The organism is Streptomyces caniferus, from assembly GCF_009811555.1.
GTDB lineage: Bacteria > Actinomycetota > Actinomycetes > Streptomycetales > Streptomycetaceae > Streptomyces > Streptomyces caniferus.
Window position 1 is genome coordinate 1,219,636 of record NZ_BLIN01000005.1, and the last position, 26,523, is coordinate 1,246,158.

The following is a 26,523-nucleotide window of genomic DNA, read 5'->3' on the forward strand; positions in this document are numbered from 1 at the left end:
CGCCGCCGGTCACCCGCCGGCCGGGTCCGCCGTCTCCTCTGCGGCCGTCTCCTCCGGGCGGCGGTACATCCGCGTCGCGGTGATCTGCCCGTGCACCGCCTCGCCGGACGGGTCCGGCTGCGGCAGGCCCGGCCGCAGATGCTCCTCGACGCTGATGTACTTCAGCCCGGCCCGCAGGTCCGCGTCGTTGCGCAGCCGGATCACCAGCGGGAACTCCGCGAGCGCCGTGGTGTCGAAGAGGCCGGTGGTGTACAGCAGCTGGACGCCCAGAGCGTCGGCGACGGCGCGCTGGAGCTCCAGCAGATAGGTCGCGTTGGCACGGCCGATGGGGTTGTCCAGGAACAGCGTGCCGGCGTGCCGCTGCTTGTCGCGGCCCCGGTCGTTGCTGCGCAGCGCCGCCATCGTGCAGTACAGCGCGATGGCGGCGGTCAGCAGCTGGCCGCCGGAGAAGACATCGCCCATCTGCCCGACCGGCACCCGCTCGGCGCGCAGCACCGCGTCCGGCTTGAGGATCTCCACGGCCACCCCGCGCGGCTGCAGCGCCGCGGCGACCCCGCGCAGCAGCAGGGACATCCCGTCCCGCCGCAGGTCGCTGTTCTTCCTGACGGCCGCGCTCGTCGCCTCGTCGATCACCTCGCCGAGCCGCTCGGTGAGTGTGGCCTGGTCGGGGTCCTCGAAGCGGATGCGCAGGAACTCCTGCCCCGACCACTCCCCCAGCCCCTCGGGCAGCCGCGACAGCCGCTGGGCGGAGCGCAGCGTCGTCAGCGACGATTCGACCAGCCCGCGCAGCCGGTCGACGATGGAGTCGCGGTTGCGCTCCAGCTGTTCCAGCTCGTCGGTGAGCACCCGCAGCCGGGGCGCGAAGGCCTCCGCCCACTTCGCGGCATGGTCCGGCAGCGCCGAGGCGGGCAGTTCGCGGATCTGCTGCCGGGCGGGGGTACGGACCTGTTCGTAGCGGGTGGAGTTGGCATGCCGTACGAGGATGTCGCTCGCCTCGCGCACGGCGGACTCCGCGGTGGACAGGTCGGCGGCGCAGCCGCGCAGCGAGCGGCGGGACTCGGCGGCCGCCTGCCGGGCGTCCTCCACCCGGCCGGCGTACGGCTCGATCGGCCCGTCCGCCGCGTCCTCGGCGTCCTGGTGGTCGCGGAGCAGATCGCGCAGCAGGGCGGCGGTCTCGTCGAAGCCGCCCGCGGCGTCCTCGGCGGCGCGGTGGCCGTGCAGCAGCTCCTCGTGCCGGTCGCGGGCGGCCTGCAACGCCTCGGCGGCAGTGGCCAGTTCGCCCGAGGCGGTGCGCAGCAGCTCCTTGGCGCGGTCGGCGTCCTTGGGCACCAGCTCGTCCGGCAGCTCGGTGTGTGCCTCGCCGTCGGTGGGCGCGAGGCGCTCGGCCTCGCCGCGCAGCCGGCCGAGCTGTTCACTGGCGGCCGAGGCGCGGGTCTCCAGCATCTGCACCAACGATTCGGCGCGCGTCGCGGCGGCCTGCCGGGACGGGCCGTCGGCCGCGTCCGGGCTCTCCAGCAGCGCCTCGGCGCGGGTGCGGACCTTGTTGGTGAGGCGGTTCAGCTCGGCCAGGGCGGCGCTCTCGTCGCCCTCGGCGCGGGCCTGCTCGGCACGCAGGTCGGCACCGACGCCGACCTGCTCGTAGAGCTGGGAGGCGGCGCGGTAGGCCTCGCGCAGCGCCGGCAGCGAGGTGCTCGTGCCCTCCGGGGCCTCTCCCACCTCGTCCGGTACGCCGGCGATCTCGGCGCGCTCGGCGCGCAGTGCACGGGCGGTGCGCCGGGCGTCGTCGGCGGCGCGCTGGGTAGCCCTGCGGTCCTCGTCGGCGGCTCGCGCACGGTCCACGCACTCCTCGGCGCGGGCCTCGAACTCGGCCGCCTCATCGGCGAGTTCCCGCATCCGGGACTGCCAGGAGGCCCGCTCCCGCAGCCGGTGGGCGAGCCCAGCCAGCAGATCGGCGGCGCGGCGGGCGCGCTGAGCACTCTCCTGGCGCTCGTCCCGCACCCGGGTGGCCTCGGCCGCGACCTCCTCGGTCTCGGCGCGAGCGGCGCGGGCCTCGGCCAGCTCGGCGGCGGCCTCGTCGGCTGCCGTACGGGTCTCGTCCGCGGCGGCGGTCAGTTCGGCGAGCCGGCCGGCCGGGCAGCCCGCACGCCACGAGCCGAGGCGGGCGGCCAGCGCACGGTCCCCGGCGAGCCGGGCGGCCAGCGCCCGGATCTCCTCGTCGCGCTCTATGGCGCGCGCCCGCAGCGCCTGGCGCTCCTCGTCGGCGGCGGACTCGTCGTGCATCGCAGGGTTCGGCGGGACGAGGAAGACGCCGGACTCCCGCTCGTCGGGGGCGGGCGTGGGCGCGAGCAGCGCGGCGGCGGTACCGACCGCGACGGCCGACCGCGGCAGCAGCGCGGCCTGGGCGAGCACCTCGCGGGCCCGCGCATGGGTCTCCGGGTCGGTGATGATCACGCCGTCGACGAGCTCGGGGCGGGCGGCGAGGACCCGGGTGTGGTCGGCCGGATCGACGGACTGGGCGAGGTAACGCCAGCCGGGCAGCGCGGGGACGCCGTGCTCACCGAGGTACTCCACGGCGGCCAGCACATCGGGCCCCGGGGGCAGCAGTCCGCCGTCGCCCAGCGCGCCGAGGATCCGCGCGTCGTCGGCGGCGGCCGTGCGCAGGTCGAACAGCTGGCGCTCGGCGGCGGTGACGCCCTCCTCCAACAGCTCGTGCAGCTCGTCGGCGTTGCGGTCCAGCTCCTCGGCGGTCAGCGGACCGGCGCCGGGACGGCGGGCGGCGGGCCGGTCGGTGTCCGGCGTGGCCGTACGGGGGCCGGGCACACCGAGGGCCTTGGCCTCGGACTGCGGGAGACCCAGGAGGTCGGCGAGCCGCTGCTCGGCGCCGATCGACTCGGCGGCCCGGTGCTCGGCGTCGTGGGCGCGCTCGGCGGCCTGCGCGGCGTCCTCGGCGCGAGCCGCCGCCAGTTCGGCGGCGGAGTGCCGCGCTGCGGCCTCGCGGGCGCGGTCGGTGGCCTGCCGGGCGGTCTCCCGGGCCGAGTCCCAGGCCTCGACGGCGGTCTTCTCGGCGTCCGAGGCGGCGAGTGCGGCACGGGCCGGGTCGGCGTCGGGGGCGCTGTCGTCCAGCCAGCCCGCCCGGACGGCCTCGGCGGTCTCCTCGGCCACCTCTGTCAGCCGCTGCTTGAGGTGGTCGGCCTCGCTGCGGGCGCGCTGGGCGTGGGTGGCGGCCGTGGTGGCGTCGCGGTGCGCGGATTCCCCGGCCTCCTGGAGGGCGGCGGAGCGTTCCTCCTCCTCGTTGGCGACCCGCTCACCGGCCTCGGCCGCGGCGTGCAGGGCACGTACGAGGTCGGCGGCCGCGGTGGCCCGGGCGGCGAGCGCGGGGGCGGCGTCCCGCTCGGCCTCGCGGATGGCGGCGGCGACCCGCGCGGAGCGGTCGGCGGCGGCGCGGTGCCGCAGCGCGGTCTCGGCGGCCTGCCAGGCGCTGTGCAGCGTACGGGCGTCGTTCAGTTCACGGCGCTGGGCGGCGGCGCCCTTCTCCGCGGCGGCCAGCGCCAGCGAGGCGTGCCGGTAGGCGAGTTCGGCGGAGACCAGCGAGCGGCGCTCCCGGACGCGCTCGGCGTCGGTGACGCGGTGGGCCGCGGCGGCGACCTGTTCGGCCAGCTCGGCGGCGCGGCCGCGCTCCTCGGTGCCGCGGGCGTGGAGCCGCTGGGCGAGGCCGCGGGTGCGGCGCTCGGCTCCGGCGTGCACCTCGCGGGCGCGTTCACGCTGCTCGGCGGCGTCGGCGATACGGGAGAGCAGGTCGAGGGAGCCGGCGGTGAAGTCCCGCTCGGCGGTGAGCTCGGCACGCCTGCCGAGCTTGTGGGCGAAGCCGTGGACGAGGTCGGCGAGGCCGTCGGTGTCGCGGGTGTCCGTGACGGCGCGCAGCAGCAGGTCGGTGAAGTCCGAGTCGTTCTTGACCGCGAAGAGGCCAGCGGCCTCGCCCTCGTCGGCGTTCATCTCCCGCTGGTACCGGAAGAGTTCCGGGTCCAGGCCCAGCTCGCCGAGGTGTACGTTCCAGCGCTCGTGGGTCTCCTCCCAGACCACGTCCAGATTGGGGTAGTTCTTCCCGGCCTCGGTGAGGACGTCGCGGAAGCCCTTCATCGTGCGCCGGCGGCCCTGGGCCCCGGAACTTCCCTCGCCGCTCTCCTGACGCGGGCGGACGATGGTGGCCTCGGCGACGGGGAGGGAGTCCAGGCTCATCCCCGGGCCGGGCCGGAAGCTGTACCAGGCCTCGGCGAACTTCCGGGGGTCGTTGGAGACCTGCCGGCCGCGCCATTCGCTGACCTTGCCGACGACCACGCTCTCGCCGGTGAGGACGTGCTGCCACTCCAGGGCGACATGGCCGCAGTCGTCGGCGAGCAGGAATTTGCGCAGCACGCCGGAGCTGGCGCCGCCGAGGGTGTTGCGGTGGCCGGGCAGCATCACCGAGAAGATCAGCTTGAGGAGGACGGACTTGCCGCCGCCGTTCTCCAGGAAGAGCACGCCGGCGGGCGCCGGGCGGCGGGGCGGGCCGACCGGTTCGTCCTCGAAAAAGTCCGCCTGGGCCGGGGCCGGTTGGGGTACGGGCGCACCGACTCCGCGCAGGTCCAGCACGGTGTCGGCGTAGCGCGCACCGGCGGGCCCGATGGAGTAGAGGCGGACCCGGGACAGCTCGTACATGGCGGACTCTCGTTGTCGTGTCGGGAAGGGGTGACGCTGCTCCCCCGCCCCCTCCCCCTCCTCCCCCTTCGGGGGAGGGGGCGGGGGGTGGGTTCGGGGGTGGGGGGGGGAGCCGAGGTGGTGCGACGGGCGGTGGGATCGGAGCGGGCGGTGCAGCGGGCGTCGGTCTGAGCAGGCGGTGGAGCGGGCGTCGGTCTGAGCGGTTGGTGGTCGTCGGTCGGAACGGTCCTCGGTCGCCGATCGGAGCTGTCGGTGGCCGGTGGGGCGGTCGGAACCTCAGTGGTCGAGGGGCCGGCGCGTCATCCGGAGTGGAAGGGCAGGCCGGCGTCGGAGACCAGGTCGAGGTCGTCGGTGTCCTCGCCCGGCAGCAGCGCAGCGCTGCCGTCGGTCACGGGGACGATGCCCAGCTCCAGCAGCTCGGCCATGGCGGCGCTGCCGGCCATGTCCCGCACCTGGAGCTGGTAGCGGGCGGTGGTGCGGTAGGCGCCGCCGGAGTCGTCGCCGGTGCGCTGCAGGAAGCCGGAGTCGACGAGGAAGGTGACGGCCTTGGCGATGATGCCGGTGGTCGAACCGGCCAGCCGGCGGGCGTCCTTGGTGGCACCGGTCGCACTGCGCCGCGCGTAGATGCGCCAGGCGGATTCCAGGCCGGGGGCGTCGGTGGCCGGGTCGGTGTTCTCGCCCTCCTGCTCGGCGCGCTCCTCCAGGCGGCGGCAGGCCTGCCGGACGAAGGCGTCGACGCCGTTGACGGTGATCCGGCCGATGTAGCCGTCGTCGGCGAGGTCCTCGGGGCGCGGGAAGGCCAGCGCGGCGACGGCGAGATGGGCCAGGCCGTGCAGGAACCGGTCGGCGGAGTCGGCGGAGGCGCGACGCGCGTAGTCGCCCATCCGTACGGCGAAGACGGAGTCCTCGTCGGCGGTGACGGCCATCCCGGCGCGGGTGGAGACCTCCAGGACGACCAGGCCGAGTCCGGTGGCGACGGCGTCGGTGAGCCGGGCGAAGGCGGGCTCGTCGCGGTAGCGGCGCAGCAGTTGGCCGTATTCGGCGTCCCGGGCGGGCAGCAGCTTGGGCTGGAGGCCGAAGGAGACCAGCCGTGCGGCGTCGGCGGCGTCGGCCGGGCTGAGGGACGGGGGTCCCCCCTGCTCGAGCGGAGCCGAGGGCTTGGGGAAGGTCCCGGCCGATACCGGCCCGGCGTCGGCGGTGGGGGCGCCCCAGCCCGGTTCGCCGGCCCCGGACGCCGGATCCGGCTGCGGCGTCTCGTCGTACTGGGTCACGGAACAAGCTCCTTGCGGGGGACGGTCTCGGAAATCTCTGCGCGGCACGACGGCGGGCCGCCCGGCGCGCCGGGGCCCAGCCGGACCGGGCGCGCCACGCCGTCCGCGGGCCGCCCGCGCCGGTCGGGGGACCTCATCACGCCACCTCCGAACGGTCCGCGGCCATCCCGGCGGAGTCCAGCAGGGCGGTGCCGACGATGAGGTCGGCGCCGCCGAACTCGGGGTCGGTCAGCTCCGTGCCGTCGTCGACGGCGAACAGCAGCTGCTGCTCCCCCTGGCGGTAGGCGGTACCGACCGGCGGGCTGGCGGCGTGGACCGCCAACAGGGCGACGAGGTACGGGAGTTCGGGATCGCCGCGGCGGGCCTCGGCGAGCAGTCCGGAGAGCCTGCGGGGCGCGTCGGCGGGCAGGTCGAGCAGCGCCATCGCGGCGTCGAGCTGGGCCTCGCTGAAGCGGCTGTCGTCGGGCGTCGTCACCAGATCGGGCTCGGGCATCTCCGCGCCGAGGTGCTCGCGCTCCACGGGCGGGGTGAGCAGCACCTCGACGAGATCGCCGACCCGGACCGCGGAGGGCGTGCGCAGGCCCGTGCCGTGGGCGAAGAACGCGTCGGTGACGCGGATGGCCTGTTCGGCGGGGAGCGGCAGCAGGGGGGCGACGAGCTGGCCGTACAGGTCGAGTCCGGAGCGGGCGACGGGGGTTGCGAAGGCCTGCCGGTCCTGTTCGGCGCGGAAGAGCGGGCCGGCCTCCAGCAGCCGGGACTGGAGCTGGGTGTGGCGGCGGATGCAGTCCTTGACGATGTCGACGAGCTCGGCGGCGCGGCGCTTGTGCTCGGGCTCCTCGGTCTCGTCGCGGGCCTTGCGGATGTTCGTGAGGATGGCGTTCTCGTGGCGGTAGCGGTCCGCGACGTGGTCCAGCGCCTCGTTGATCATGTCCGGGACGGTCTCCAGCCAGTCCACGGCGCGGACGTTGCGGCGGGTGGCGTCCAGGGTCCTGCGCAGCGTCTCGGCGTACTGCACGGTGCGGTAGCGGGCCTGCTCGGCGGCGAGCTGGGCGTCGGCGAGCCGGCCGCGGCTGATCAGCACCTCCAGCTTGACCTCGGCGGCGATCTGGGCGCTGGTGACGTCGGTGTCGAGCGCGCCGACCAGGACGTTGACCGCTTCGTCGGTGGCCCGCAGGAAGACCGTGCCGCCGGTGCCGGGGACCTCCTCGATCAGCTTGAAGTCGTAGTCGCGGCGGACATAGGCGCCTTCGGTGTCGAAGGTGCCGTAGACGGCCCGGAAGCCGCGGTCCACGCTGCCGACGTTGATGAGGTTCTCCAGCACCCAGCGGGCCACCCGCTCGTGCTCGCCCGTGGAACGGCGGGGAGCCTGGGCGGCGACCCGCGGGAGCACCTTCGCCACTATCTCTTCGTGGTCGGCGCCGGTGTCGAAGTCCATGTTGAGCGTGACGAGGTCGATGACGGCGAGCGCCACCTCCGCCATGGCGTAGACGCCGTACTCGCCCGCGAGGTTGGCCTTGCGCACATCGAGGTCGTGCAGCGGCGCGGTGCACGCGAGGGCACGCAGCCGACGGGCCAGGCCTTCGTCGGCGGCCGGGCCCGGCGCGGGCCGGTTCGGCCCGTTGAGCTGGGGCGCAGCGGCCCCCGGGGCGGAAAAAGTCACGTCGCACAGAGTAGGCGCTCGCACTGACAACGGACGAAACGGCGCGGATCCGCTCATGGGTGGAACCGCAGGTGGATCCGTTGACGGACCACTCGCCCGATCAGCGCGTCAGTCTACGGCGTCGCCCGCGGCGGCGTACCGCGAGGTCCCGTGGCCGGTGCGCCGGAGCCCGTACCGGTGCTCAATGGGTGGCCCCACCGGCGATGCGCAGGTCGGTGCGGGTGTGCGCGGCGGTGACCGCGATCTCGCGCAGGGCGCGGGCGACGGCGGCGGCCGGCAGCGAGGGCTGCGCGCGGTCGACGACCTGCTCCGGTGCGTAGGGAACGTGGACGAAGCCGCCGCGCAGCTCGGGCAGTTCGGTGGCGATGAGGTGGGCGAGGCCGTAGAAGACGTGGTTGCAGACGTAGGTGCCCGCGGTGTTGGAGACGGAGGCGGGCAGCCCGGCGGCGCGGACGGCGGCCACGCAGGCCTTGACCGGCAGGGTGGAGAAGTACGCGGCGGGGCCGCCGGGCACGATCGCCTCGTCGACCGGTTCGGCGCCCGAGGCGTCGGGGATGCGGGCGTCGTCGACGTTGACGGCGAGGCGTTCGACGGTGATGTCGGGGCGGCCGCCCGCCTGGCCGACGCACACCACTATCTCGGGGCGGGTCTCCTCGATCGCGGCGCGCAGCACCGCCACCGACGCCCCGTAGACGCAGGGCAGCTCCACGGCGAAGGCCTCGATGCCGGTGGGCGGTTCGTCCGCGGCGGCGCGTACCGCCTGCCAGGAGGGGTTGGTGGATTCGCCGTCGAAGGGTGCAAATCCGGTCAGCAGTACCCGGGTCATACGGTCATCCTCGGTGCGGTGGGGGCGATGTGGCGCGGTGGGGGCCGGTGCGGCGCGAGGCGGTGCGTCCGGCGTCGGAGGGGGCGGGCGGTGCCCGGGGCGCCGTGCCAGGAGTGCGGCACCCGCGCCCGGACCGGGGTCAGAAGGCGAACAACGCCATGATCACGATGTTGCAGCCGAGCAGGACCCCCGCGGTGGGCAGCTGCGCCTTGATGGGCCCGTACTGGTCCTTCAGTTCCAGCAGGGCCGCCGGAACGATGTTGAAGTTGGCGGCCATGGGCGTCACGAGGGTGCCGCAGAATCCGGCGAGCATACCGATGGCCAGGACGGCGGCGGGGTTGCCGTCGAAGTGGCCTATCAGGACCGGCCAGCCGACGGCGGCGGTCATCACGGGGAAGGCCGCGAAGGCGTTGCCCATGATCATGGTGAAGGCGAACATGCCCACGCAGTAGACGACGATCGCGATGTAGAGCGAGTCCTCGGGCAGTACGGAGGTGGCGAGCTTGCCGACCTGGTCGCCGACGCCGGAGACCTGGAAGATGGCGCCCAGCGTGGCCAGCATCTGCGGCAGCAGCATCGCCCAGCCCATCGCTTCCAGCATGGAGCGGCCGGACTGCACGGGCACGGAGATCCGCTTCTCGCGGAGCATGACCATGCCGACGATCAGGGCGACGACGGCGCCGATCCCCAGGCCCAGGATGGTCTCGCTGCCCTCCTGGAGGACCGGCCGGCCCCCGATGGACAGGTGCTTGACGCCGATGGCGCAGGCCATGGCGACGGCCGGGATGGTGAGCGCCGGGACGAAGAGCTTGTTGCCGAGCTTGGCGGCGCTGGCGGCACGCTGCTCGGGGGTGGTGGTGCGCGGGGTGCCGCGCCCGGTGAAGCCGAAGCCGGCCAGGCAGGCCATGACGAGCACCGCGGCGCCCAGCGGTTCGGGCGGTGCCTGCTTGGTGACGACCCAGCTGCTGTAGATGAAGCCGGCGCCGATCAGGCCCCAGAAGGCGCCGGTGCCGAAGCGCTTGGGGTTGCTGCGGTCGGTGACCATCTGGGAGGCCATCACCAGGAAGCTGAGGCCCACCAGCCAGTAGAACCACTCTGCCTTGATCACTGGGCGGCCTCCACTGCGGCGGTGTTGTGGACGTGGGCGGTGAGCAGTTCGCGTTCCAACTGGCGGTCCAGCCGCAGCAGTCGCCAGCCGTGGACCACGAAGGCGCATACGGCGGTGGGGATCGCCCACAGCGCGAGCTGCAGCGGTTCGAGGTGGGTCCCGTAGGTGGTGTTGACGAAGCCGGTGATCAGCAGGATCGAGCCGACAGCGAGGAAGACGTCCTCCCCGAAGAAGAGGCCGACGTTGTCCGCGCTGGCGGAGAACGACCTGACCTTCTCCCGTGTCCGGTCCGGGAGTTGGCCGAACTTGCGCTCGGCGGCGCCCTCGGCCATCGGGACGGCGAGCGGGCGGACGGTCTGGGCGTGACCGAAGACGTTGGTCAGCCCGACCGCGGCGCCGATCTGCCGCAGGCCGAGGTAGAGCGCCAGGAAGCGGCCGGTGGTGAGCCCGGCGAACCGGGCGATGAGGCGGCGGGCCTGCTCCTGGAGGCCGTAGCGCTCCAGGAGGCCGATGACCGGGAGGGTGATCGCGAAGATCGTCACCGCCCGGCTGCCGGCGAAGCCGTCGCCGAACGCGGCGAGCACCTTGCCCGGCGACAGCCCTCCGAGGAGGCCGGTCGCGATGCCGGCCACCCCCACGACCAGCAAGGGATTGCGCTTCGTGGCGAAGCCGATCACGACCACGAGCACGCCGAGGAGCACGATCATGGATCCGCCTTCCGCGTACGGGGAACCCCACAGGTCCGTGGGGAGAGGAAGAGATTGCAGCGGAGGCTAGGCGATTGTTCAACGATTCGACAAGGGGTCTGCGGAGGCGGATCTCAAACCGCCCCCGCCGCGCAGGCCGTGGGGCGGCGAGGCGGCCTCGCCGCGCCCCTCACCCCTCCGCGATGCGCTGCGCGTACGCCCCCGACAGCTGACTGCGCGAGTCCTCCAGGTACGACAGCAACAGCCGCTCCGCCTCGGCGGCGTCGCCCGCCTGCAGCGCCTCGACAATCTGCCGATTTCGGGTCAGATAGGGCGCATGGAAGCGCCGGGGGTCGGCCATGACATGGAAGACGAGCCGCAGTTCGGCGAGCACGCCCCGCATCAGCTCATCCGTGCGGGGGCTGCCAGCCAGGGCCACGATTCCCTGGTGGAAGCGGATATTGGCGGTCGAGAGCGCCTGCCACTCCCGGCCCTCGGAGGCCGCCTCGCCGGCCCGCACGGCGGCCTCGATCGCCGCGACGGCGTCGGTCGCGGCGGCGTCGTAGGGCCCCTGCCCCAGCCCCCGCACCGCCGCACACTCCACGAGCATCCGCACCCGGTAGATGTCCTCCAGGTCCTCGACCGTCACCACCCGGACGAACACCCCGCGGTTGAGCTCGTGGACCAGCAGCCGCTCATGGGTCAGCAGCCGGAACGCCTCCCGCAGCGTGTTGCGCGAGACGCCCAGCGCGCCGCCGATGCTCTCCTCCGAGAGCCGGGCGCCGGGCGGAAAATAACCCTCGGCGATCCGGTCGCGCAGGATGTCGGCGACCCGCTCGGCCGTGCTGGAGCGCCCCAGCAGGGGGCGGTCCCCTTCCAGGCCCGCGACCTCGGTGAGCCGCCCCTGATCGCTCTTCGCCGCTCCGCCCGCCATACCGCTCCCCGCTCTCGCGCCGTACCGGGCGGCGGTCGAGGCCGGCCCGGTGTCGTATGAGCGAAAGTCAATCCCAGATGGGAGAACGAAACAACGCATCCGTGATCGCGCCGGGAACACCTCTTGTCGGATCGTTGAACAATCCTCTACGTTGTCCTCGCGACGCCGGTCGGCTCGAGTGCCCTCGGGGGAGAGTCACTACGGATACGGGCCGGCCGGAACGTCCCGCCCGACCTGCCCGCGCACGAGCCGTCGCGCCGGTGCCCCCCGGCCCGCGCCCCACCGGCCCCGAGCCCCCATGGAACGGACCCACATGAGCGACCCGGCGGCCCCTCCCGTCATCGACCTCAACGCCGACCTCGGGGAAGGCTTCGGCCGCTGGCAGCTCACCGACGACGAGGCCCTGCTCTCCGTCGTCACCAGCGCCAACGTCGCCTGCGGCTTCCACGCCGGCGACCCGGCCACCATGCGCCGGGTGTGCGAACTGGCCGCCGAGCGCGGCGTGGTCATCGGCGCCCAGGTCTCCTACCGCGACCTGGCCGGCTTCGGCCGCCGCGCGATGGAGGTGCCGTCGGACGAGCTGTCCGCCGAGATCACCTACCAGATCGGTGCGCTGGAGGTCTTCGCGCGCGCCGCCGGTGCCGGCGTCGGCTACGTCAAACCGCACGGCGCGCTCTACAACCGCTGCGTCCATGACGAGGAGCAGGCCGGTGCCGTCGTCGACGGCATCCTCGCCGCGGGCGGCGGCCTGCCGGTCCTCGGGCTGCCCGGCTCGCGGCTGCACGAGGCCGCCCGGCGGGCCCGACTGCCCGTCGTCGGCGAGGCCTTCGCCGACCGTGCCTACACCGACGAGGGCACCCTCGTCCCCCGCCGTGAGCCGGGCGCGGTGGTCCACGACGCCGACGAGGTCGTCAAGCGGGCCCTCGGCATGGCCCGCGACCACACCGTCACCTCCCGCGACGGCCGGCGCGTCGGCATCACGGCCCGCTCGCTGTGCCTGCACGGCGACACCCCCGGCGCCGCGGACCTCGCCCGGCGCGTACGGTCCGAGCTGACCGCGGCCGGTGTCCACATCCGGAGCTTCGCATGAGGCCGCTGCCGGTCGGTGAACACGGCCTGCTGATCGAGCTGGACAGCGCCGAGAAGGTCGAGGCGCTGCACGCCGAGCTGCTGCGCCGGGCCGCCGACGGCGCCCTGCCGCCGCTGCGCGAGATCGTGCCGGCCGCCCGTACGGTGCTCCTCGACGGCCTCGCCGACCCCCGCGGGCTCCTCGCCGAGCTCGCCGCCTGGGACATTCCCCCGCTCACCGCCGGCGACCGGCCCGCCGTGGAGATCCCGGTCCGCTACGACGGCCCCGATCTCCTCGATGTCGCCGCCCTGTGGGACTGCACCGCCGACGAGGTGGTGCGGCGGCACTGTGCCACCGAGTTCCACGTCGCCTTCTGCGGCTTCGCCCCCGGCTTCGGCTATCTGACCGGGCTGCCCGAGCCGCTGCACGTCCCGCGCCGGGACACTCCCCGTACCAAGGTCCCGGTCGGCTCGGTCGCCCTGGCCGGCCCGTACACCGGTGTCTACCCGCGCTCCTCCCCCGGCGGCTGGCAGCTGATCGGCACCACCGACACCGTCCTGTGGGACCCGCGCCGCGAACCGGCCGCGCTGCTCACCCCCGGCACCCGTGTCCGCTTCGTCCCGCAGGAGACCGCCCGATGACCGACCGCGCCTTCTCGGTCGTCCGGGCCGGTGCGCTCACCACCGTCCAGGACCTCGGCAGGCCCGGCCATGCCCACCTCGGTGTGCCGCGGGCCGGCGCCCTCGACGAGCCCGCGCACCGCCTCGCCAACCGCCTGGTCGGCAACCCCGGGTCCGCCGCCGCACTGGAGACGACGCTCACGGGCTGTGCCGTGCGGGTCCGTACGGCCACCACCGTCGCCGTCACGGGCGCACCCTGCCCGGTGACCGTCGACGGCCGCCCCGCCCCCTGGGGCGCGCCGGTCCACGTCCCGGCGGGCGCCGTCCTGGACGCGGGACCGGCCACCCACGGCCTGCGCTCCCACCTCGCCTTCGCCGGGGGCATCGACACCGAACCGGTCCTGGGCAGCCGCGCCGCCGACCTGCTCTCCGGCCTGGGCCCCGACCCGCTCACCGAGGGAGCGGTCCTCCCGCTGGGCGCCCCGTACGGCCCGGCCGCCACCGCCGACGCGGTCCCGCACCCCGGCCCGGTGACGGAGCTCCTCCTGCCGTTCCTGCCCGGCCCCCGCGACGCGTGGTTCACCGCCGCCGGCCTGCACACCCTCGCCACCGGCCGCTTCCGCGTCTCCCCGGCCAGCAACCGCATCGGCCTGCGCACCGAAGGCCCGCCTCTGGAACGCGCCCGGACCGGCGAACTCCCCAGCGAGGGCATGCCGCTGGGCGCCCTCCAGGTCCCGCCCGACGGGCTGCCGGTCCTCTTCCTCCACGACCACCCCACGACCGGCGGCTACCCGGTCATCGGCGTCGTCCCCGAGCGCTACCTGGCCCCCGCGGCGCAGGCGGCACCGGGAACTCCGGTCCGCTTTCTCCGGATGCGCTGAGGGCGCGTCCGCAGCGTCGCGCCCTCCCGGCGGACGACGGCGTGCCCCGGGCGCGCCTCCTGCCTGACCGGGCGGGCGGCGCGCCGGCCACCGTCCGCCGGGCGGCCCCGTCAGCCCTCGTCCGCCACCCCGTATCCGCCGCCGCCCGGTGTGCGCAGCACCAGCACATCGTCCACGCCGACGTCCGCCGCGTCACAGCCCGCCAGCTCCACCCGTGAACCGTCCGCCCGTTCGACGGAGTTGGCGCCCAGGGCCCCCGGGGCGCCGCCCGCCATGCCGTACGGCGCGACTCTGCGGTGGTTGGTCAGCAGCGCGACGGTCATCGGCTCCAGGAAGCGCAGCCGGCGCTCGACGCCGCAGCCGCCGTGCCAGCGCCCCGTGCCGCCGCTGCCGGCGCGGATGACGAAGCCGTCGACGCGGACGGGGTAGCGCCACTCCAGCACTTCGGGGTCGGTCAGCCGGGAGTTGGTCATATGGGTCTGTACGGCGTCCGCGCCGTCGAAGCCGTCACCCGCGCCCGAACCGCTGGCGACGGTCTCGTAATACTGCACCCGGTCGTTCCCGAAGGTGAGGTTGTTCATCGTGCCCGAGCCCTCGGCCTGGATGCCGAGCGCGGCGTAGAGGGCGCCGGTGACCGCCTGGGAGGTCTCCACATTGCCCGCGACGGTGGCTGCCGGGAAGACGGGGGCGAGCATCGAGCCCTCCGGGATACGGACCTCGACGGGCTTGAGGCAGCCGCTGTTGAGCGGGATGTCGTCGGCGACCAGGGTGCGGAAGACGTACAGGACGGCCGCCATCACCACCGAGCTGGGCGCGTTGGCGTTGCCGGGCTGCTGGGGCGAGGTGCCGGCGAAGTCGAGTACGGCGCCGCGGGCGGCGCGGTCGACCGTCACCGCGACCCGGATCTCGGCCCCGCTGTCGGTCTCGTAGCGGCAGCTGCCGTCCGACAGCCGGGCGATGATCCGCCGGACCGATTCCTCGGCGTTGTCCTGGACGTGCCCCATATACGCCTGGACGACCTCCAGCCCGAACTGCTCGGTCATCCGCCGGAGTTCCTGGATGCCCTTCTCGTTGGCGGCGATCTGGGCGCGCAGGTCGGCGAGGTTGGCGTCCGGTGCGCGGGAAGGCCAGGGGCCGGCGGCGAGCAGTTCGCGGGTCGCGCGCTCGCGCAGCTCGCCGTCGCGCACCAGCAGCCAGTTGTCGAAGAGGATGCCCTCCTCCTGGATGGTGCTGCTGAAGGCGGGCATCGAGCCCGGGGTGATGCCGCCGATCTCGGCGTGGTGGCCGCGCGAGGCCACCAGGAACAGCAGCTCGGCCCCCTCGGTGTCGAAGACGGGGGTGACGACGGTGACGTCGGGGAGGTGGGTGCCCCCGTGGTACGGGTCGTTGATCGCATACACATCGCCCGGCCGCATCTCACCGCCGCGGCGCCGGAGCACCTCCTTGATGGACTCCCCCATCGAGCCCAGGTGCACCGGAATGTGCGGGGCGTTGGCGATCAGGTTGCCGTCGGCGTCGAAGAGGGCGCAGGAGAAGTCGAGGCGCTCCTTGATGTTGACGGAGTGTGCGGTGTTCTCCAGCCGGACGCCCATCTGCTCGGCGATGGCCATGAAGAGGCTGTTGAAGACCTCCAGCATCACCGGATCGGCCTCGGTGCCGACCGCGGCCCGGCCGGTGCGCGGCCCGGCCCGGGTCAGCAGGAGGTGCCCGCGGTCGCCCGTCGCCGCCTGCCAGTCCGGGTCGAGGACCGTGGTCGCGTCCTCCTCGGCGATGACGGCCGGGCCGGTGAGGGTGTCCCCGGGCCGCAGGTCCGTGCGGCGGTAGAGGTGGGTGTCCTGCCAGCGGCCGCCCGTGTACATCCGCACCGTGGCGGCAGGCGTCAGCTCCCCCTCCCTGTCGCCGGCCCGCGTCCCGTGGCCGCCCGCGCCGCCGGCCGCGCCCAGCGCCTCGACCGACACCGCCTCGGCCACCAGCGGTTTGTCCATGGTGAAGGCGTAGCGCTCGCGGTGTGCCCGGACGAAGTCCGCGGTCATGGTCTCGGCGTCGGCCAGCGGCACGCCGATGGTGGAGTCGGTCCCGGCGTAGCGGATCAGCACCCGGGCGCGGGTGGTGACCGAAGCGTCCGGCACGCCGTCGTCGAGGAGCTCGCGCCGGGTCTGCCCGGCGAGCGCCTCGCACACCTCGCGCACCCGCCCGAGGGCCGCGGGGTCGGTGAACTCCGCCTCGACGGCCTGCTCGCGCATCGCGGTGGCGTCGGCGACCCCGATGCCGTACGCGGAGAGCACCCCGGCCAGCGGCGGGACGAGGACCGTGTTGATGCCCAGCGCGTCGGCGACCGCGCAGGCGTGCTGGCCGCCGGCGCCGCCGAAGCTGGTGAGGGCGTAGCGGGTGATGTCGTGGCCGCGCTGGACGGAGATCTTCTTGACCGCGTTGGCCATGTTGAGCACCGCGATGTCCAGGAACCCGGCCGCGACCTCCTCCGGGCCGCGGTCGTCGCCGGTCTCGGCGGCGGCCCGCCGGGCCAGCTCCGCGAAGCGGGTGCGCACCACCTCGGCGTCCAGCGGCCGGTCGCCGTCCGGCCCGAACACGGCCGGGAAGTGGTCGGGCTGGATGCGCCCGAGCATCACATTGGCGTCGGTGACCGTGAGCGGTCCGCCGCGCCGGTAGCAGGCCGGTCCCGGGTCGGCGCCGGCCGAGTCGGGACCGACCCGGTAGCGGCGGCCGTCGAAGTGGAGCACGGAACCGCCGCCGGCCGCGACGGTGTGGATGTTCATCATGGGGGCGCGCATCCGTACGCCCGCGACCTCGTTGCCGAAGACCCGCTCGAACTCCCCGGCGTAGTGCGACACATCGGTGGAGGTGCCGCCCATGTCGAAGCCGATCACCCGGTCGTGGCCGCCGCCCGCCTCGGCGGCCGTCCGCACCATGCCGACGACGCCGCCCGCGGGCCCGGACAGCACCGCGTCCTTGCCGCGGAAGTGCGCGGCCTGCCGCAGTCCGCCGTTGGACTGCATGAACATCAGCCGGATGCCGGGGAGTTGGGCCGCGATCTCGTCGACGTACCGGCGCAGGATCGGGGAGAGGTAGGCGTCGACGACGGTGGTGTCGCCGCGCGGCACCAGCTTCATCAGCGGGCTGACCTCGTGCGAGCAGCTGACCTGGGAGAACCCGGCCCGCCGGGCCAGCTCGGCGACGGCTCGCTCGTGGTCGGCGTGGCGGTAGCCGTGCAGCAGGACGACGGCGGCGCTGCGCAGGCCGTCCGCGCGGGCCCGGATCAGCGCGCGGCGGACCTCGTCGACGTCCAGCGGCCGGACGAGCTCGCCGCGGGCGCCGATCCGCTCCGGTACCTCGATCACCCGGTCGTAGAGCGCTTCGGGCAGCACGATGTGCCGGTCGAAGATCCGTGGCCGGTTCTGGTAGGCGATCCGCAGCGCGTCCCGGAACCCTTCGGTGGTCAGCAGCACGGTCGGTTCGCCCTTGCGCTCCAGCAGGGCGTTGGTGGCGACGGTGGTGCCCATCTTGACGACGGAGACCCGCTCGGCGGGCACCGGTTCGTCCGGGCCGAGCCCCAGCATCATCCGGATGCCGGCCACCGCGGCGTCCCGGTAGCGCTCCGGGTGGTGGGAGAGCAGCTTGCCGGTGACCAGCCGTCCGTCCGGTCTCCTGCCGACGACGTCCGTGAACGTCCCACCGCGGTCGATCCAGAACTCCCAGCGTCCGGTCATCCTGCCATTGTCGCAGCGCCCTTCGCCGTCGCGGCGGCTTGCCGCGCCCCGCCACCGTCCGGGTCGGCCAGGGCGGCGAGCGCGGCCTGCGCGGCACGGTCGGCCGCGGCGTCCAGCAGCCGCCCGGACCCCGCCAGTCCGTGCCGGCACTCCTGGAGCGCCAGGCCGAGCAGGCCGGGCAGCAGATCCGTGCACCGGTCGGCGACCCAGCGGGTGCCGCGGGTCGCCATCCACCGGACGGAGCCGGCGCGGGTCGGCGGCGGGCCGTCGAGGGTGAGCGCGGGCGCCGGTCCGACGGGCAGGCCGGCGGCGGCCAGCGCCGCATGGAAACCGCGGGCCAGCAGACGGTGGCCGCGCTCGCTGGGGTGCAGCCGGTCCACGCTCCAGGAGGCGCGCTCGGCGACCCAGGGGTGTTCGGCGAGGTGCAGATGAACGCCCTGGTGACGCGCGGACACCGCATGGACGACGGTGTTCACGGCGCGCATCCGGCGGGCCAGCGGACGCGCCAGCGGCGGGGGCAGCCCCAGCATCCGGCCCGGATCGGGCAGACAGGCCGTCAGCACCACGGCTCCGTCGGCGCTCAGCGCACCGTGCGCCCGGTCCAGCGCGTCCGCGACCCGCTCGATGGCGAAGGCCGCGCGCAGGGTGTCGTTCGCCCCGACGACCAGGGAGGCGAAGCGCGGCCCGAGCGCGCGGGCCGCGGGGAGCTGCCGCTCGGCCAGCTCGGCCGCCAGCGCGCCGCTGCGCGCCAGGTTCACCAGCTCCACGCCGCCCGGCCGCTCGCCCAGTGTCCCGGCGAGCAGGGCCGCCCAGCCGCGCCAGCCGCCGCCGGGTACCGGGTCCCCGAGCCCCTCGGTCAGCGAATCGCCGAGCGCGACAAAGCGGACCGGGGCCGGGAAACGGCCGCCGCCCGGCGTCTGCTCCGGTACCACCGCCCCCTCGGAACGCACCGTCACCACCCGCCCAGCGGGCCGGCCGCGGACGGCGAGGACGCGGCGGCGACCGGCCTGCCGAGCGGCGCGGGCGCGTCGTGCGCCGCCAGGAAGGCATCGACGGCGGGCTGCCAGCCGTAGCCCTCGGCACGGCGCCGGGCGGCGGCGCGCCGGGCGGGTTCCGGCCGGGCCAGGACCCGCTGGACCGCATCGGCGAACGAGGGCCCGTCGTCGAGCGCCGTGTCGCCGCCGCTGCCGACCAGCCCCGCCAGCGCCGACGCCGCACTGGCGACCACCGGCGTGCCGCAGGCGAGGGCCTCCAGGGCGGCCAGTCCGAAGGTCTCGGCCGGGCCGGGCGCCAGGGCGACATCGGCGCCGGCCTGCAGCGCGGCGAGCCGGGACCGGTCGGCGAGATGCCCGAGGAACGCCGTGGGAAGCCGCTCGGCCCGCGCCCGGGCCTCCAACCGCGCCCGCAGCGGCCCGTCACCGGCCACCACCAGCGTCGCGTCGACCCCGCGCCGCCGCAGCTCCGCCAGCGCGTCCAGCGCCCGCCCCGGCCGCTTCTCCTGCGACAACCGGGAGCAGAGCAGCAACAGGACCGCCGACCGGCCCGCCCAGCGCCGCCGCAGCTCGGCACTGCGGCAGTCCGGGTGCCAGGCGGCGAGATCGACACCGAGCGGAGCGCGCACCACATTGCGCACCCCGACCCGGGTGAACTCCGCCGCTGCCCATTCGGTGGTGCACACGACCCGGCTGTAGGCGTGCGCCGTACGGCGGTTGAGCCGGTCCGCGGCGGCGCGGGCCAGCGGCTGCGGTACGCCCCAGGTGCGCAGCACCCCGTCCACGCTCTCGTGCGAGACCATCACCGCGGGGATCCGCGCGCGGCGCGCCCACTCCCCCGTCCAGCGCAGCGTCGTCCGGTCGGAGACCTCCAGCCGGTCGGGGGCCAGCGACTGCAGCAGCCGCTGGAGTCCGCGACGGTCGGTCAGCATGCGGTAGCCGCCGCTGCCCGGCAGCTCGGGCCCCGGCACGGTGATCACCCGGCCCTGCGCGGTGACCTCGTCGCGCAGGCCGGCCGTCCCGCCCGCTCCCGGCGGCCCGGGCACGATGAGCACCGGCTCGTGCCCGGCGGCCCGGTAGCCCGCGCCGAGTTCGCGCAGTGCGGTGCGCAGCCCGCCGGAGGCCGGGGTGACGAAGTTGGCGATCCGGACGATCCGCAGGCCCGCCCGGGGGCCGCGTCGGGCGTTCATGCCGCCACCGCCGTCCGGCCGCTGAGGACGGCCTCGTAGTGGCCCAGCAGCTGGTCGCCGACGGCTTCCCAGGTGCGGTCCTCGACGGCTCTGCGGGCCGCGGCGCCGTAGCGGACACGCAGTTCGGCGCTGCGCGCGAGCACCCGCACCGCGTCCCGGAACGCGCCACCGTCGCCCGGTGTCACCAGCAGCCCCGTACGGCCGTGGTCCACCAGGTCGAGCGGACCGCCCGCCCGCGGCGCCACCACCGGAACGCCGGAGGCCATCGCCTCCTGCACGGTCTGACAGAAGGTCTCATACGGTCCGGTATGGACGAAGACGTCCAACGAGGCGTAGAGCCGGGCGAGTTCGTCCCCCGTACGGCGGCCGAGGAAGCGGGCCCCGGGCAGCGCGGTCCGCAGCCCGGCGGCGCTGGGGCCCTCGCCGATGACGACGGTGCGTATGCCCGGCAGCCGTGAGGTCTCGGCCAGCAGCCGGACCTCCTTCTCCGGCGCGAGCCGTCCCACGTACCCCACCAGCAGCTCCCGTCCCGCGGTGAGCGAGCTGCGCAGCACCGCGTCACGCCGGCCGGGGTGGAACCGTTCGGAGTCGACGCCGCGCGGCCAGAGGTGGACCCGCGGCACCCCGTGCTCGGTCAGGTCCAGCAGCGCGGCGCTGGAGGGCGCCAGGGTGCGGTCGGCGGCGCCGTGCACCGCCCGGATGCGCCGCCAGGCCGTGGCCGCGCCGCCGCCGAGGTAGGTGCGGGCGTAGCGGCCCAGATCGGTCTGGTAGACGGCGATCGCGGGCACCTGGCGGCGGGCGGCGGCCGCCATCCCCCGGGCGCCGAGCACGAACGGGCTGGCGAGGTGGACGAGATCGGGACGGTGCCCGGCGAGCGCCGCGGACAGCCGGCGTCCGGGCAGCGCGATCCGCACCTGCGGATAGCCGGGCAGCGGCATCGAGGGCACCCGGACGACGGGGCAGGGACTCTCCTGCGTACCGGTGGCGGGCGACGCGCCACCGAGCGGCGCGATGACGAGCGGATCGTGCCCGCGCCGGACGAGGTGCCGGGCGGTTTCCAGGGCGCAGTGGGAGACGCCGTTGACATCGGGCGGGAAGGATTCGGTGACGAGGGCGACACGCATACCGCTGTTGTCGGCGCGCCGTGCGTGGAAGGGACCAAGGGGATCTTTCCTGCCGGAGAACGTTCCACTGCGTTTTGCTGCGCTTCCCACATTTTCGGCTTTCCGGCCGTGGGGGTTGCTCGCCGGTCCGCTGCGCTTTGCCGCGCCTCGTTTTTGGCTTTCCCACCGTTGCGCCTGCGGCGGGCGGGGCCGCTGCGCGGGGCTGTCGGGGTGCGGTGACGGGCCTGCGCGGGTGGGGGTGTCCGGACTGCTTCGCTTTACGTCCGGACACCCCCACCCGCTCCGACCCGCCCCCTCCCGTGAGTGGGAGGGAAAAACGTTGGTGGGAGTGCACGCAGGTGGTCCGGTGCACCTCGTGATCACACAGAAACGCGTCCCCCGGTACGACCGGCAAGGACCCGAACGGCCACAGCGACGGCCCGCCCCCACCGGCCTTCACTCACTCCACCCACGGGAGGTGACGGGCCGGAGGGGCAGGGGTGTGGGACGTAAAGCGAAGCAGTCCCACACCCCTGCCCCGCAGGCCCGTCACCGCACCCACAGCCCCGCGCAGCGGACCCCGCCCGCCGCAGGCGCAACGGCGAGCAAGCCCCACGGCGGGACAGGCAAAGCGCAGCGGACGGGCGCACCGCGCAGCAGGCGATAAACGGCGACAAACCACCACGGCGGAAAAGACAAAAACGTGGGAAGAACCTAGGCCTCCGGTCCGATCCGGCTACGGACAGCCGTTTGGACCTCGGCCTCCTCCGCCGGGTCGGCGGCCAGGCGGCGGAGCTGTTCGACGACCCGGTCGTCGCCGGTGGCGGCGTGCCGGGCGGCCAGTTCCCGGGTGGTCTCCTCGCAGTCCCACAGGCACTCGACGGCGAAGCCGGCCGCGAACCCGGGGTCGGTGGCGGCGAGCGCTCCGGCGGCCCGGCCGCGGAGGTGGGAGGAGGACGTCTCGCGGTAGATGTGCCGCAGGACGGGGGCGGCGCAGCCGACACCGAGGCGGCCGGTGCCGTCGACCAGCTCCCACAGGCCGTCCGCATCGGGGCCCTCCTCGCGGACGGTCCGCCGCAAGGCGGCCAGCACCGCTTCGGCGTCGCGCCGGCCGCCGCGGCGGGCGAGCAGGGCTGCGGCGGACGCGCCCAGCCGGTCGGCGCGCGGCGCCCAGACCCTGGCCCGTGCGACGGCGGCCACGCTGAGCATGCGTGCGAAGGCGGCGAGTGCGGCGGAGACCAGCTGTTCGGAGGAGAAGGGGTCGACGACCGCGTCCTCGATCAGGTCGAGGGCGTCCGGGTCGCCGCGTTCGGCGAGGTGGTGGAGTACGGCGGCGCGGGCCGGGTCCGGTGCGTTGCGCGCGGCGCGGATCAGCTCGGGGCGGTCCTCGGGACCGGCGACGGCGGCCAGGCAGCGGGCGGCGGCGATGTGGCGGTGCTCCTCGGGCGCCTGCTCCAGGTTCTGCTCGGCCCATTGGAGGACCTCGGTCACGCTCCAGCCGGGGCGCGGCCCGCGGGGCCGCAGCTGCCGCTGCCAGCGGTCGAAGGAGCCCTGTTCCCCGGCGGCGGCCAGTCGCGTGCCGTAACGGGGGTCCTCGGCCCACAGGCGCCAGGGCCGGGGCTCGAAGGCGTCGCGGACGGCGGCGGCCAGCTCGCCGTCACCCTCCTCGGTCTCCGGGAAGCGGGCGAGGACGGCGGGGGCGAGCGTCATCAGGCCGGCGTCGTCGTCACGCAGCGCGAGCTCGTCCAGGGCCCAGCGCCAGTTGGTGCCGGCCGCGGCGTAGCTGCGCAGCAGCAGACGGGCGGCGTCCCTGCCGTAGGCGGCGAGGTGGCCGAGGACCGCGAGGGCGAGGCCGGTGCGCTCCTCGCCGGTGTCGACGAGGTCGTCGGGGTGGAAGAGGTGGCGTTCGATCTCCTCGAGCCCGCCGTCGAGCTGCATGTAGAGGCGCGCGTAGTAGAGCGAGCGGTTCTCGACCTGCCAGTCGCGGCGGGGGTCGCGCAGCACGCTGTCGTTGAGTGCCGCGAGCGCCTCGGCCCGCGGCGCCGCGAGGGCATGCAGGGTCCCGTCGCCGCGGCCTCGCTGCAGGAGGCCGAGCAGGGTGCCACTGGGCGCTATGTCTGGATCGAACATGAGGTCAGCATCCGGTGCGGGGGGCAGGCTGGCAACGGGATTTCCGCTGACCGGCATTCTTGCCGGTGACCGCGGGCCGTAAGCCTCGTTCCCACCATGGATCGACGGAAGCGCCTGCGTACGGCGGCCGAAGCCTAGCTTGGAAGCTGTCATTCCGCCGATTCGCCCCGGGATTGCCCAGGAAAGCCGGGGGCATATGCCAGATGCACCACCGTATCGGGTAGTGCCAAATCCCTTACGGACGGTCGCCGCCTGTGCAACAGTCGTTACCGGCCCTTCAGCCCGGCGCCGCCTGATCACGGAGTACGTCATGCCGTCCCCTCTCTTCGCGGATCACCCAGCCGACCGGCCCCCCGAGCGCGACACGGTCGAGTCACTCATCACGCGGGCCCGCCGCCTGCGCGGTGACCTCGATGCGGTGCGCAGGGAGTCCGCGGCGGACACCGGCCTCGCCACCGACCCGCAGCTGCGCTGGCAGCGGGCGCTGTGCGATCTCGCGGTGCATCACCTCGACGACCTCGGAGGCCATCTCGACCAGCTGAGAGAGGGCCTGCCCGCCGAGAGCACGGACGCGGCCGCGCCGGAGGCCGAGCCGCCGGCCGTGCCGGAGCCCGCGGCCCCGGAGCGCGGCTCGCTGCTGCGCCGGGTGGGCAGCGCCGAGTGGAACCTGCTCACCGACGAGGTCAGCTGGTCCGACGAGCTGTTCGCGATGTTCGGCAGGGCGCCGTCCGACGGCCCGCTCACCCTCGACGAGCTGCCGTCCCTGGTCCACGCCGACGACCAGGAGGGGCTGGCCACGATGGTCACCGACTGTCTGGTGGACGGCCGCCCGATCGACGGCGAATTCCGCATCGTGCGCCCGGACGCGAGTCTGCGCACGGTGCACATGGTGGGCGAGCCGGTGCTCGACGCCGACGGCAGTACCGCCTGTATGTGGGCCGTGCTGCGGGACGTCAGTGAGCTGCGCCGCAGCCAGCAGGCGGTGCGCGAGACCCGTGACTCGCTGCACCGTGAGCGGCATATCGCGCAGACCGAGCACCGGCTTGCGGTCGAGCTGCAGGAAGCCGTGCTGCCCCCGTGGCGCGGCTCCCTGCGGTTCCCGCAAGGCGGCCCGGTCGCCCTCGACCTCGCCGGGCGCTATCTGCCGTCCGCCACCCACGCCCTGATCGGCGGCGGCTGGTACGACGCACTACAACTCCCGGACGGCACCACGCTGTTGAGCGTAGGTGATCTCACCGGTCATGGCGCCACCGCCACGTCCGGGATGGCGATGGTGCTCGGGGCGCTGCGCGGTATGGCGGTCGCCGGACACCGGCCGGGCCCCCTGATGTGCTTCCTCAACCAACTGCTGGACACCGCCGCCCAGCCGGCGCTGGGCAGCGCGCTCTGCGGCCGCTTCGACCCCGCCGCACGGACCCTGGAGTGGTCCCAGGCCGGGCACCCCGCACCGCTGCTGTTCCGCAACGGCACGGGCCGCGCGCTGGACCCGCCCGAGGGCGTCCTGCTCGGGGCGACCTCGGGCGCGGCCTACACCCAGCGCACCGAGCAACTGGAGCCCGGTGACCTGCTCGTCCTGCACACCGATGGCCTCGTCCCGCGCCGTACCCATGGCGCGCAAGTCCCTCACGAGGGCACCGAACGGCTCCTCGCCCTGGCGCCGCGGTTCCTCGCGGCCCGCAGCGCGCAGGACGGCGTCCGCATCGTCGTCGAGGAGTTCGGCAACGCCGAGCGCGAGGACGACGCATGCGTACTGGTCGCCAGGGTCGGCGACTGACGCACCCCGTGACAGCGGAGGGCGGACCGGCGCACCCGGAGCCGGTCGCCCCGGAGGCGTCGGCGGGCGAACTGCCGGCCGACGGGTGAGACAGCGAGGCCGAACAGGACGCCTCCCCTAGGGGGTGTCTCTTCGATCTGCGTGGATCAGCCTGCGGCGTCTGGTGCCGTGCATGGCAAGGCGGAGCGTCTCCCGCGGACTGGGTGTCCGTGGGTGAGGCGACAACGCCGCCAGGTGCGGTGCCAGACGTCGCAGGCCCACGGAGATCGGAGAGACACCCCCTAGGGATGACGCACCGTCACGCTCCGCCCCGCCGCCCTCCTCCTCAGGCCGAGAAGTTCCCTCCGAGACCCGATCCGATGCCGGGGCCGAGACCCGACCCCTTGGTCTTGGGCTTTGCCTTCGGCAGGACATGCTGGATCTCCTCGCGCAGGTCCTGGATCTTGCCGTGGTTCGCGTACTGCCCCGTGAGCCGGAACATCTCGCGGAGCCGGTCCCAGGTGCGGTGCGAGGAGTTCTCCCCGATGGACACCAGCGCCAGCCGGGCGTAGCGGTCGGCCTGTTCGGGGTCGTTGCCGATGAAGCAGGCCGATGCCATCGAGATGTAGTCGAAGATCTGCGACCGCTGGCGGCCGTTCTCCCGTAGCCGCAGCGCCCGCGTGGCGTGGTGCTGGGCGATCCTGGCGGCCGACGGATCGTGATCGGCGAGCGTACGGAACGCCAGTGCCTGCATGCCGTGCAGATCCGCCTCGTCGAACATCTGCATCCAGCTCGGTGGCGGCACATCGCCCTTGTCCGAGACGAAGAGCTCCTCCGCCTCGCCCAAGGTGCGGCGCATCGCCTGGCCGTGGCCCTTGGACGCCTGCGCCCAGGCCTCGATGGTGTGCAGCATGGCGCGGGTGCGCGGCAGGGTTTCCTCGCCGGAGCCGGACTTGGCCAGCTTCATCAGATCCAGCGCATCGTCGGGGCGGCCCAGATGCACCATCTGGCGAGCGGCACGGGAGAGCGCCTCGCCGGCGCGCGGGCGGTCGCCGCCCTCGCGCGCCGCATGGGCGGCGATGATGAAGTACTTCTGGGCGGTGGGCTCCAGGCCCACGTCATGGGACATCCAGCCGGCCAGCACCGCCAGGTTGGCGGCCACCCCCCACAGCCTGCGCTGCAGATGATCGGGGTGGCGGTAGGCGAGCATGCCGCCGACCTCGTTGAGCTGGCCCACCACGGCCTTGCGCTGCAGCCCGCCCCCGCGGGCCGCGTCCCAGGCGCGGAACACCTCGACCGAGCGCTCCAGCGCATCGATCTCCTGTGAGCCCACGGGGGCCGCCTCGTAGCGGTCGAGGCCGATCTGGTCGAGTTCGTCGAGGGAATCGGAGGCGTACGGGTCGGGGTGGCGTGCGGCGCCGGCCGGGGCCGGGTCGGTGTGCAGCCAGTCGTACATGGCGCCGGTGAGTGCGGAGCCCGCGGCGAGTGCGGCGCCCGCACCCACCAAGCCGCGTCGGTTGAGCATGAGGTCCATTCCCGTGAATTCCGTGAGGACCGCAGCGGTCCGTTCGGGAGCCCACGGCAGACCGTCCATGGCCTGCCGCTTCCCCGAGCGACCGGTTCTTGCGAACCCGAGATCCTCGATGGTTACGACACGGCCGAGGCGCTCGGTGAACAGGGAAGCCAGGACCTTGGGCACCGGATCGCGCGGGGTCTCCCCCATGTCGATCCAGCGCCGCACTCGCGAGGTGTCGGTCGCCAGCTGCGGATGCCCCATGGCCGCCGCCTGCCGGTTGACCAGTCTCGCCAGCTCTCCTTTGGACCATCCGGCCAGGCCGAAAAGGTCCGCGAGACGGGTGTTCGGCTGCCTGTCCACGTCA

17 protein-coding genes are annotated in these 26,523 nt (G+C 74.5%); 4 read left to right on the forward strand and 13 right to left on the reverse strand.

What is annotated here, in order from left to right:
* Positions 1-9: 9 nt before the first annotated feature.
* The 7 genes from Scani_RS21890 to Scani_RS21920 form a co-directional block, all read right to left on the reverse strand.
* Complete coding sequence (locus tag Scani_RS21890) at positions 10-4,695, reverse strand: coiled-coil domain-containing protein (protein ID WP_159479043.1); 4,686 nt, start codon at positions 4,693-4,695, stop codon at positions 10-12.
* 299 nt (positions 4,696-4,994) lie between these two features.
* Positions 4,995-5,966 carry a hypothetical protein gene (locus Scani_RS21895; protein ID WP_159479045.1) on the reverse strand — a complete coding sequence of 324 codons (972 nt, stop codon included), beginning with the start codon at positions 5,964-5,966 and terminating at the stop codon, positions 4,995-4,997.
* Between the two features lie 136 nt (positions 5,967-6,102).
* Entirely contained in the window at positions 6,103-7,626 is a 1,524-nt protein-coding gene (locus Scani_RS21900; protein WP_174872740.1) for a hypothetical protein, read from the reverse strand.
* 181 nt (positions 7,627-7,807) lie between these two features.
* On the reverse strand, positions 7,808-8,452 hold the full coding sequence (gene pcp / locus Scani_RS21905) for a pyroglutamyl-peptidase I (protein ID WP_159479047.1): 645 nt from the start codon (positions 8,450-8,452) through the stop codon (positions 7,808-7,810).
* 139 nt (positions 8,453-8,591) lie between these two features.
* Positions 8,592-9,560 carry a DUF979 domain-containing protein gene (locus Scani_RS21910; RefSeq protein ID WP_159479049.1) on the reverse strand — a complete coding sequence of 323 codons (969 nt, stop codon included), beginning with the start codon at positions 9,558-9,560 and terminating at the stop codon, positions 8,592-8,594.
* The gene (locus Scani_RS21915) at positions 9,557-10,267 is read right to left on the reverse strand and encodes a DUF969 domain-containing protein (protein ID WP_159479051.1); all 711 of its coding nucleotides are present in this window, start codon (positions 10,265-10,267) and stop codon (positions 9,557-9,559) included. Before Scani_RS21915 ends, Scani_RS21910 begins: the two co-directional genes overlap by 4 nt.
* A gap of 169 nt (positions 10,268-10,436) precedes the next feature.
* Positions 10,437-11,180, reverse strand: coding sequence for a GntR family transcriptional regulator (locus Scani_RS21920; RefSeq protein WP_159479053.1), 744 nt, complete (start codon positions 11,178-11,180; stop codon positions 10,437-10,439).
* Positions 11,181-11,493: 313 nt separating this feature from the next.
* On the opposite strand from Scani_RS21920, the gene Scani_RS21925 reads away from it, so the two are divergent.
* From Scani_RS21925 to Scani_RS21935, 3 genes are read left to right on the forward strand one after another with little or no spacing between them, the layout of a single operon-like run.
* Positions 11,494-12,270: a LamB/YcsF family protein gene (locus tag Scani_RS21925; protein WP_159479054.1), complete on the forward strand. Its 777-nt coding sequence runs from the start codon at positions 11,494-11,496 to the stop codon at positions 12,268-12,270.
* Positions 12,267-12,890: a 5-oxoprolinase subunit B family protein gene (locus tag Scani_RS21930; protein ID WP_159479056.1), complete on the forward strand. Its 624-nt coding sequence runs from the start codon at positions 12,267-12,269 to the stop codon at positions 12,888-12,890. The genes Scani_RS21925 and Scani_RS21930 overlap by 4 nt, the downstream gene beginning before the upstream one ends.
* Positions 12,887-13,750, forward strand: coding sequence for a 5-oxoprolinase subunit C family protein (locus Scani_RS21935; protein WP_159479058.1), 864 nt, complete (start codon positions 12,887-12,889; stop codon positions 13,748-13,750). The genes Scani_RS21930 and Scani_RS21935 overlap by 4 nt, the downstream gene beginning before the upstream one ends.
* A gap of 110 nt (positions 13,751-13,860) precedes the next feature.
* Here the strand turns inward: Scani_RS21935 and Scani_RS21940 are convergent, their stop codons facing one another.
* From Scani_RS21940 to Scani_RS21960, 5 genes are all read right to left on the reverse strand, one after another.
* Positions 13,861-17,475 (reverse strand): hydantoinase B/oxoprolinase family protein, encoded by a 3,615-nt coding sequence (locus tag Scani_RS21940; RefSeq protein ID WP_159479059.1) that lies wholly within the window; start codon positions 17,473-17,475, stop codon positions 13,861-13,863.
* Positions 17,472-18,407: an SGNH/GDSL hydrolase family protein gene (locus tag Scani_RS21945; RefSeq protein ID WP_167538192.1), complete on the reverse strand. Its 936-nt coding sequence runs from the start codon at positions 18,405-18,407 to the stop codon at positions 17,472-17,474. Before Scani_RS21945 ends, Scani_RS21940 begins: the two co-directional genes overlap by 4 nt.
* 20 nt (positions 18,408-18,427) lie before the next feature.
* A complete protein-coding gene (locus Scani_RS21950; RefSeq protein WP_159479061.1) occupies positions 18,428-19,657 on the reverse strand; it encodes a glycosyltransferase in 1,230 nt (409 codons plus the stop codon).
* Positions 19,654-20,781, reverse strand: coding sequence for a glycosyltransferase family 4 protein (locus Scani_RS21955; RefSeq protein WP_159479063.1), 1,128 nt, complete (start codon positions 20,779-20,781; stop codon positions 19,654-19,656). Before Scani_RS21955 ends, Scani_RS21950 begins: the two co-directional genes overlap by 4 nt.
* A 693-nt stretch (positions 20,782-21,474) precedes the next feature.
* A complete protein-coding gene (locus Scani_RS21960) occupies positions 21,475-22,890 on the reverse strand; it encodes a HEAT repeat domain-containing protein (protein WP_159479065.1) in 1,416 nt (471 codons plus the stop codon).
* Positions 22,891-23,200: 310 nt separating this feature from the next.
* Between Scani_RS21960 and Scani_RS21965 the strand changes: the two genes are divergently transcribed.
* Positions 23,201-24,664, forward strand: coding sequence for a PP2C family protein-serine/threonine phosphatase (locus tag Scani_RS21965; protein ID WP_159479067.1), 1,464 nt, complete (start codon positions 23,201-23,203; stop codon positions 24,662-24,664).
* 325 nt (positions 24,665-24,989) lie between these two features.
* Here Scani_RS21965 and Scani_RS21970 read toward each other — a convergent pair whose 3' ends face one another.
* The gene (locus tag Scani_RS21970; RefSeq protein ID WP_159479069.1) at positions 24,990-26,519 is read right to left on the reverse strand and encodes a DNA-binding protein NsdB; all 1,530 of its coding nucleotides are present in this window, start codon (positions 26,517-26,519) and stop codon (positions 24,990-24,992) included.
* Positions 26,520-26,523 lie beyond the last annotated feature (4 nt).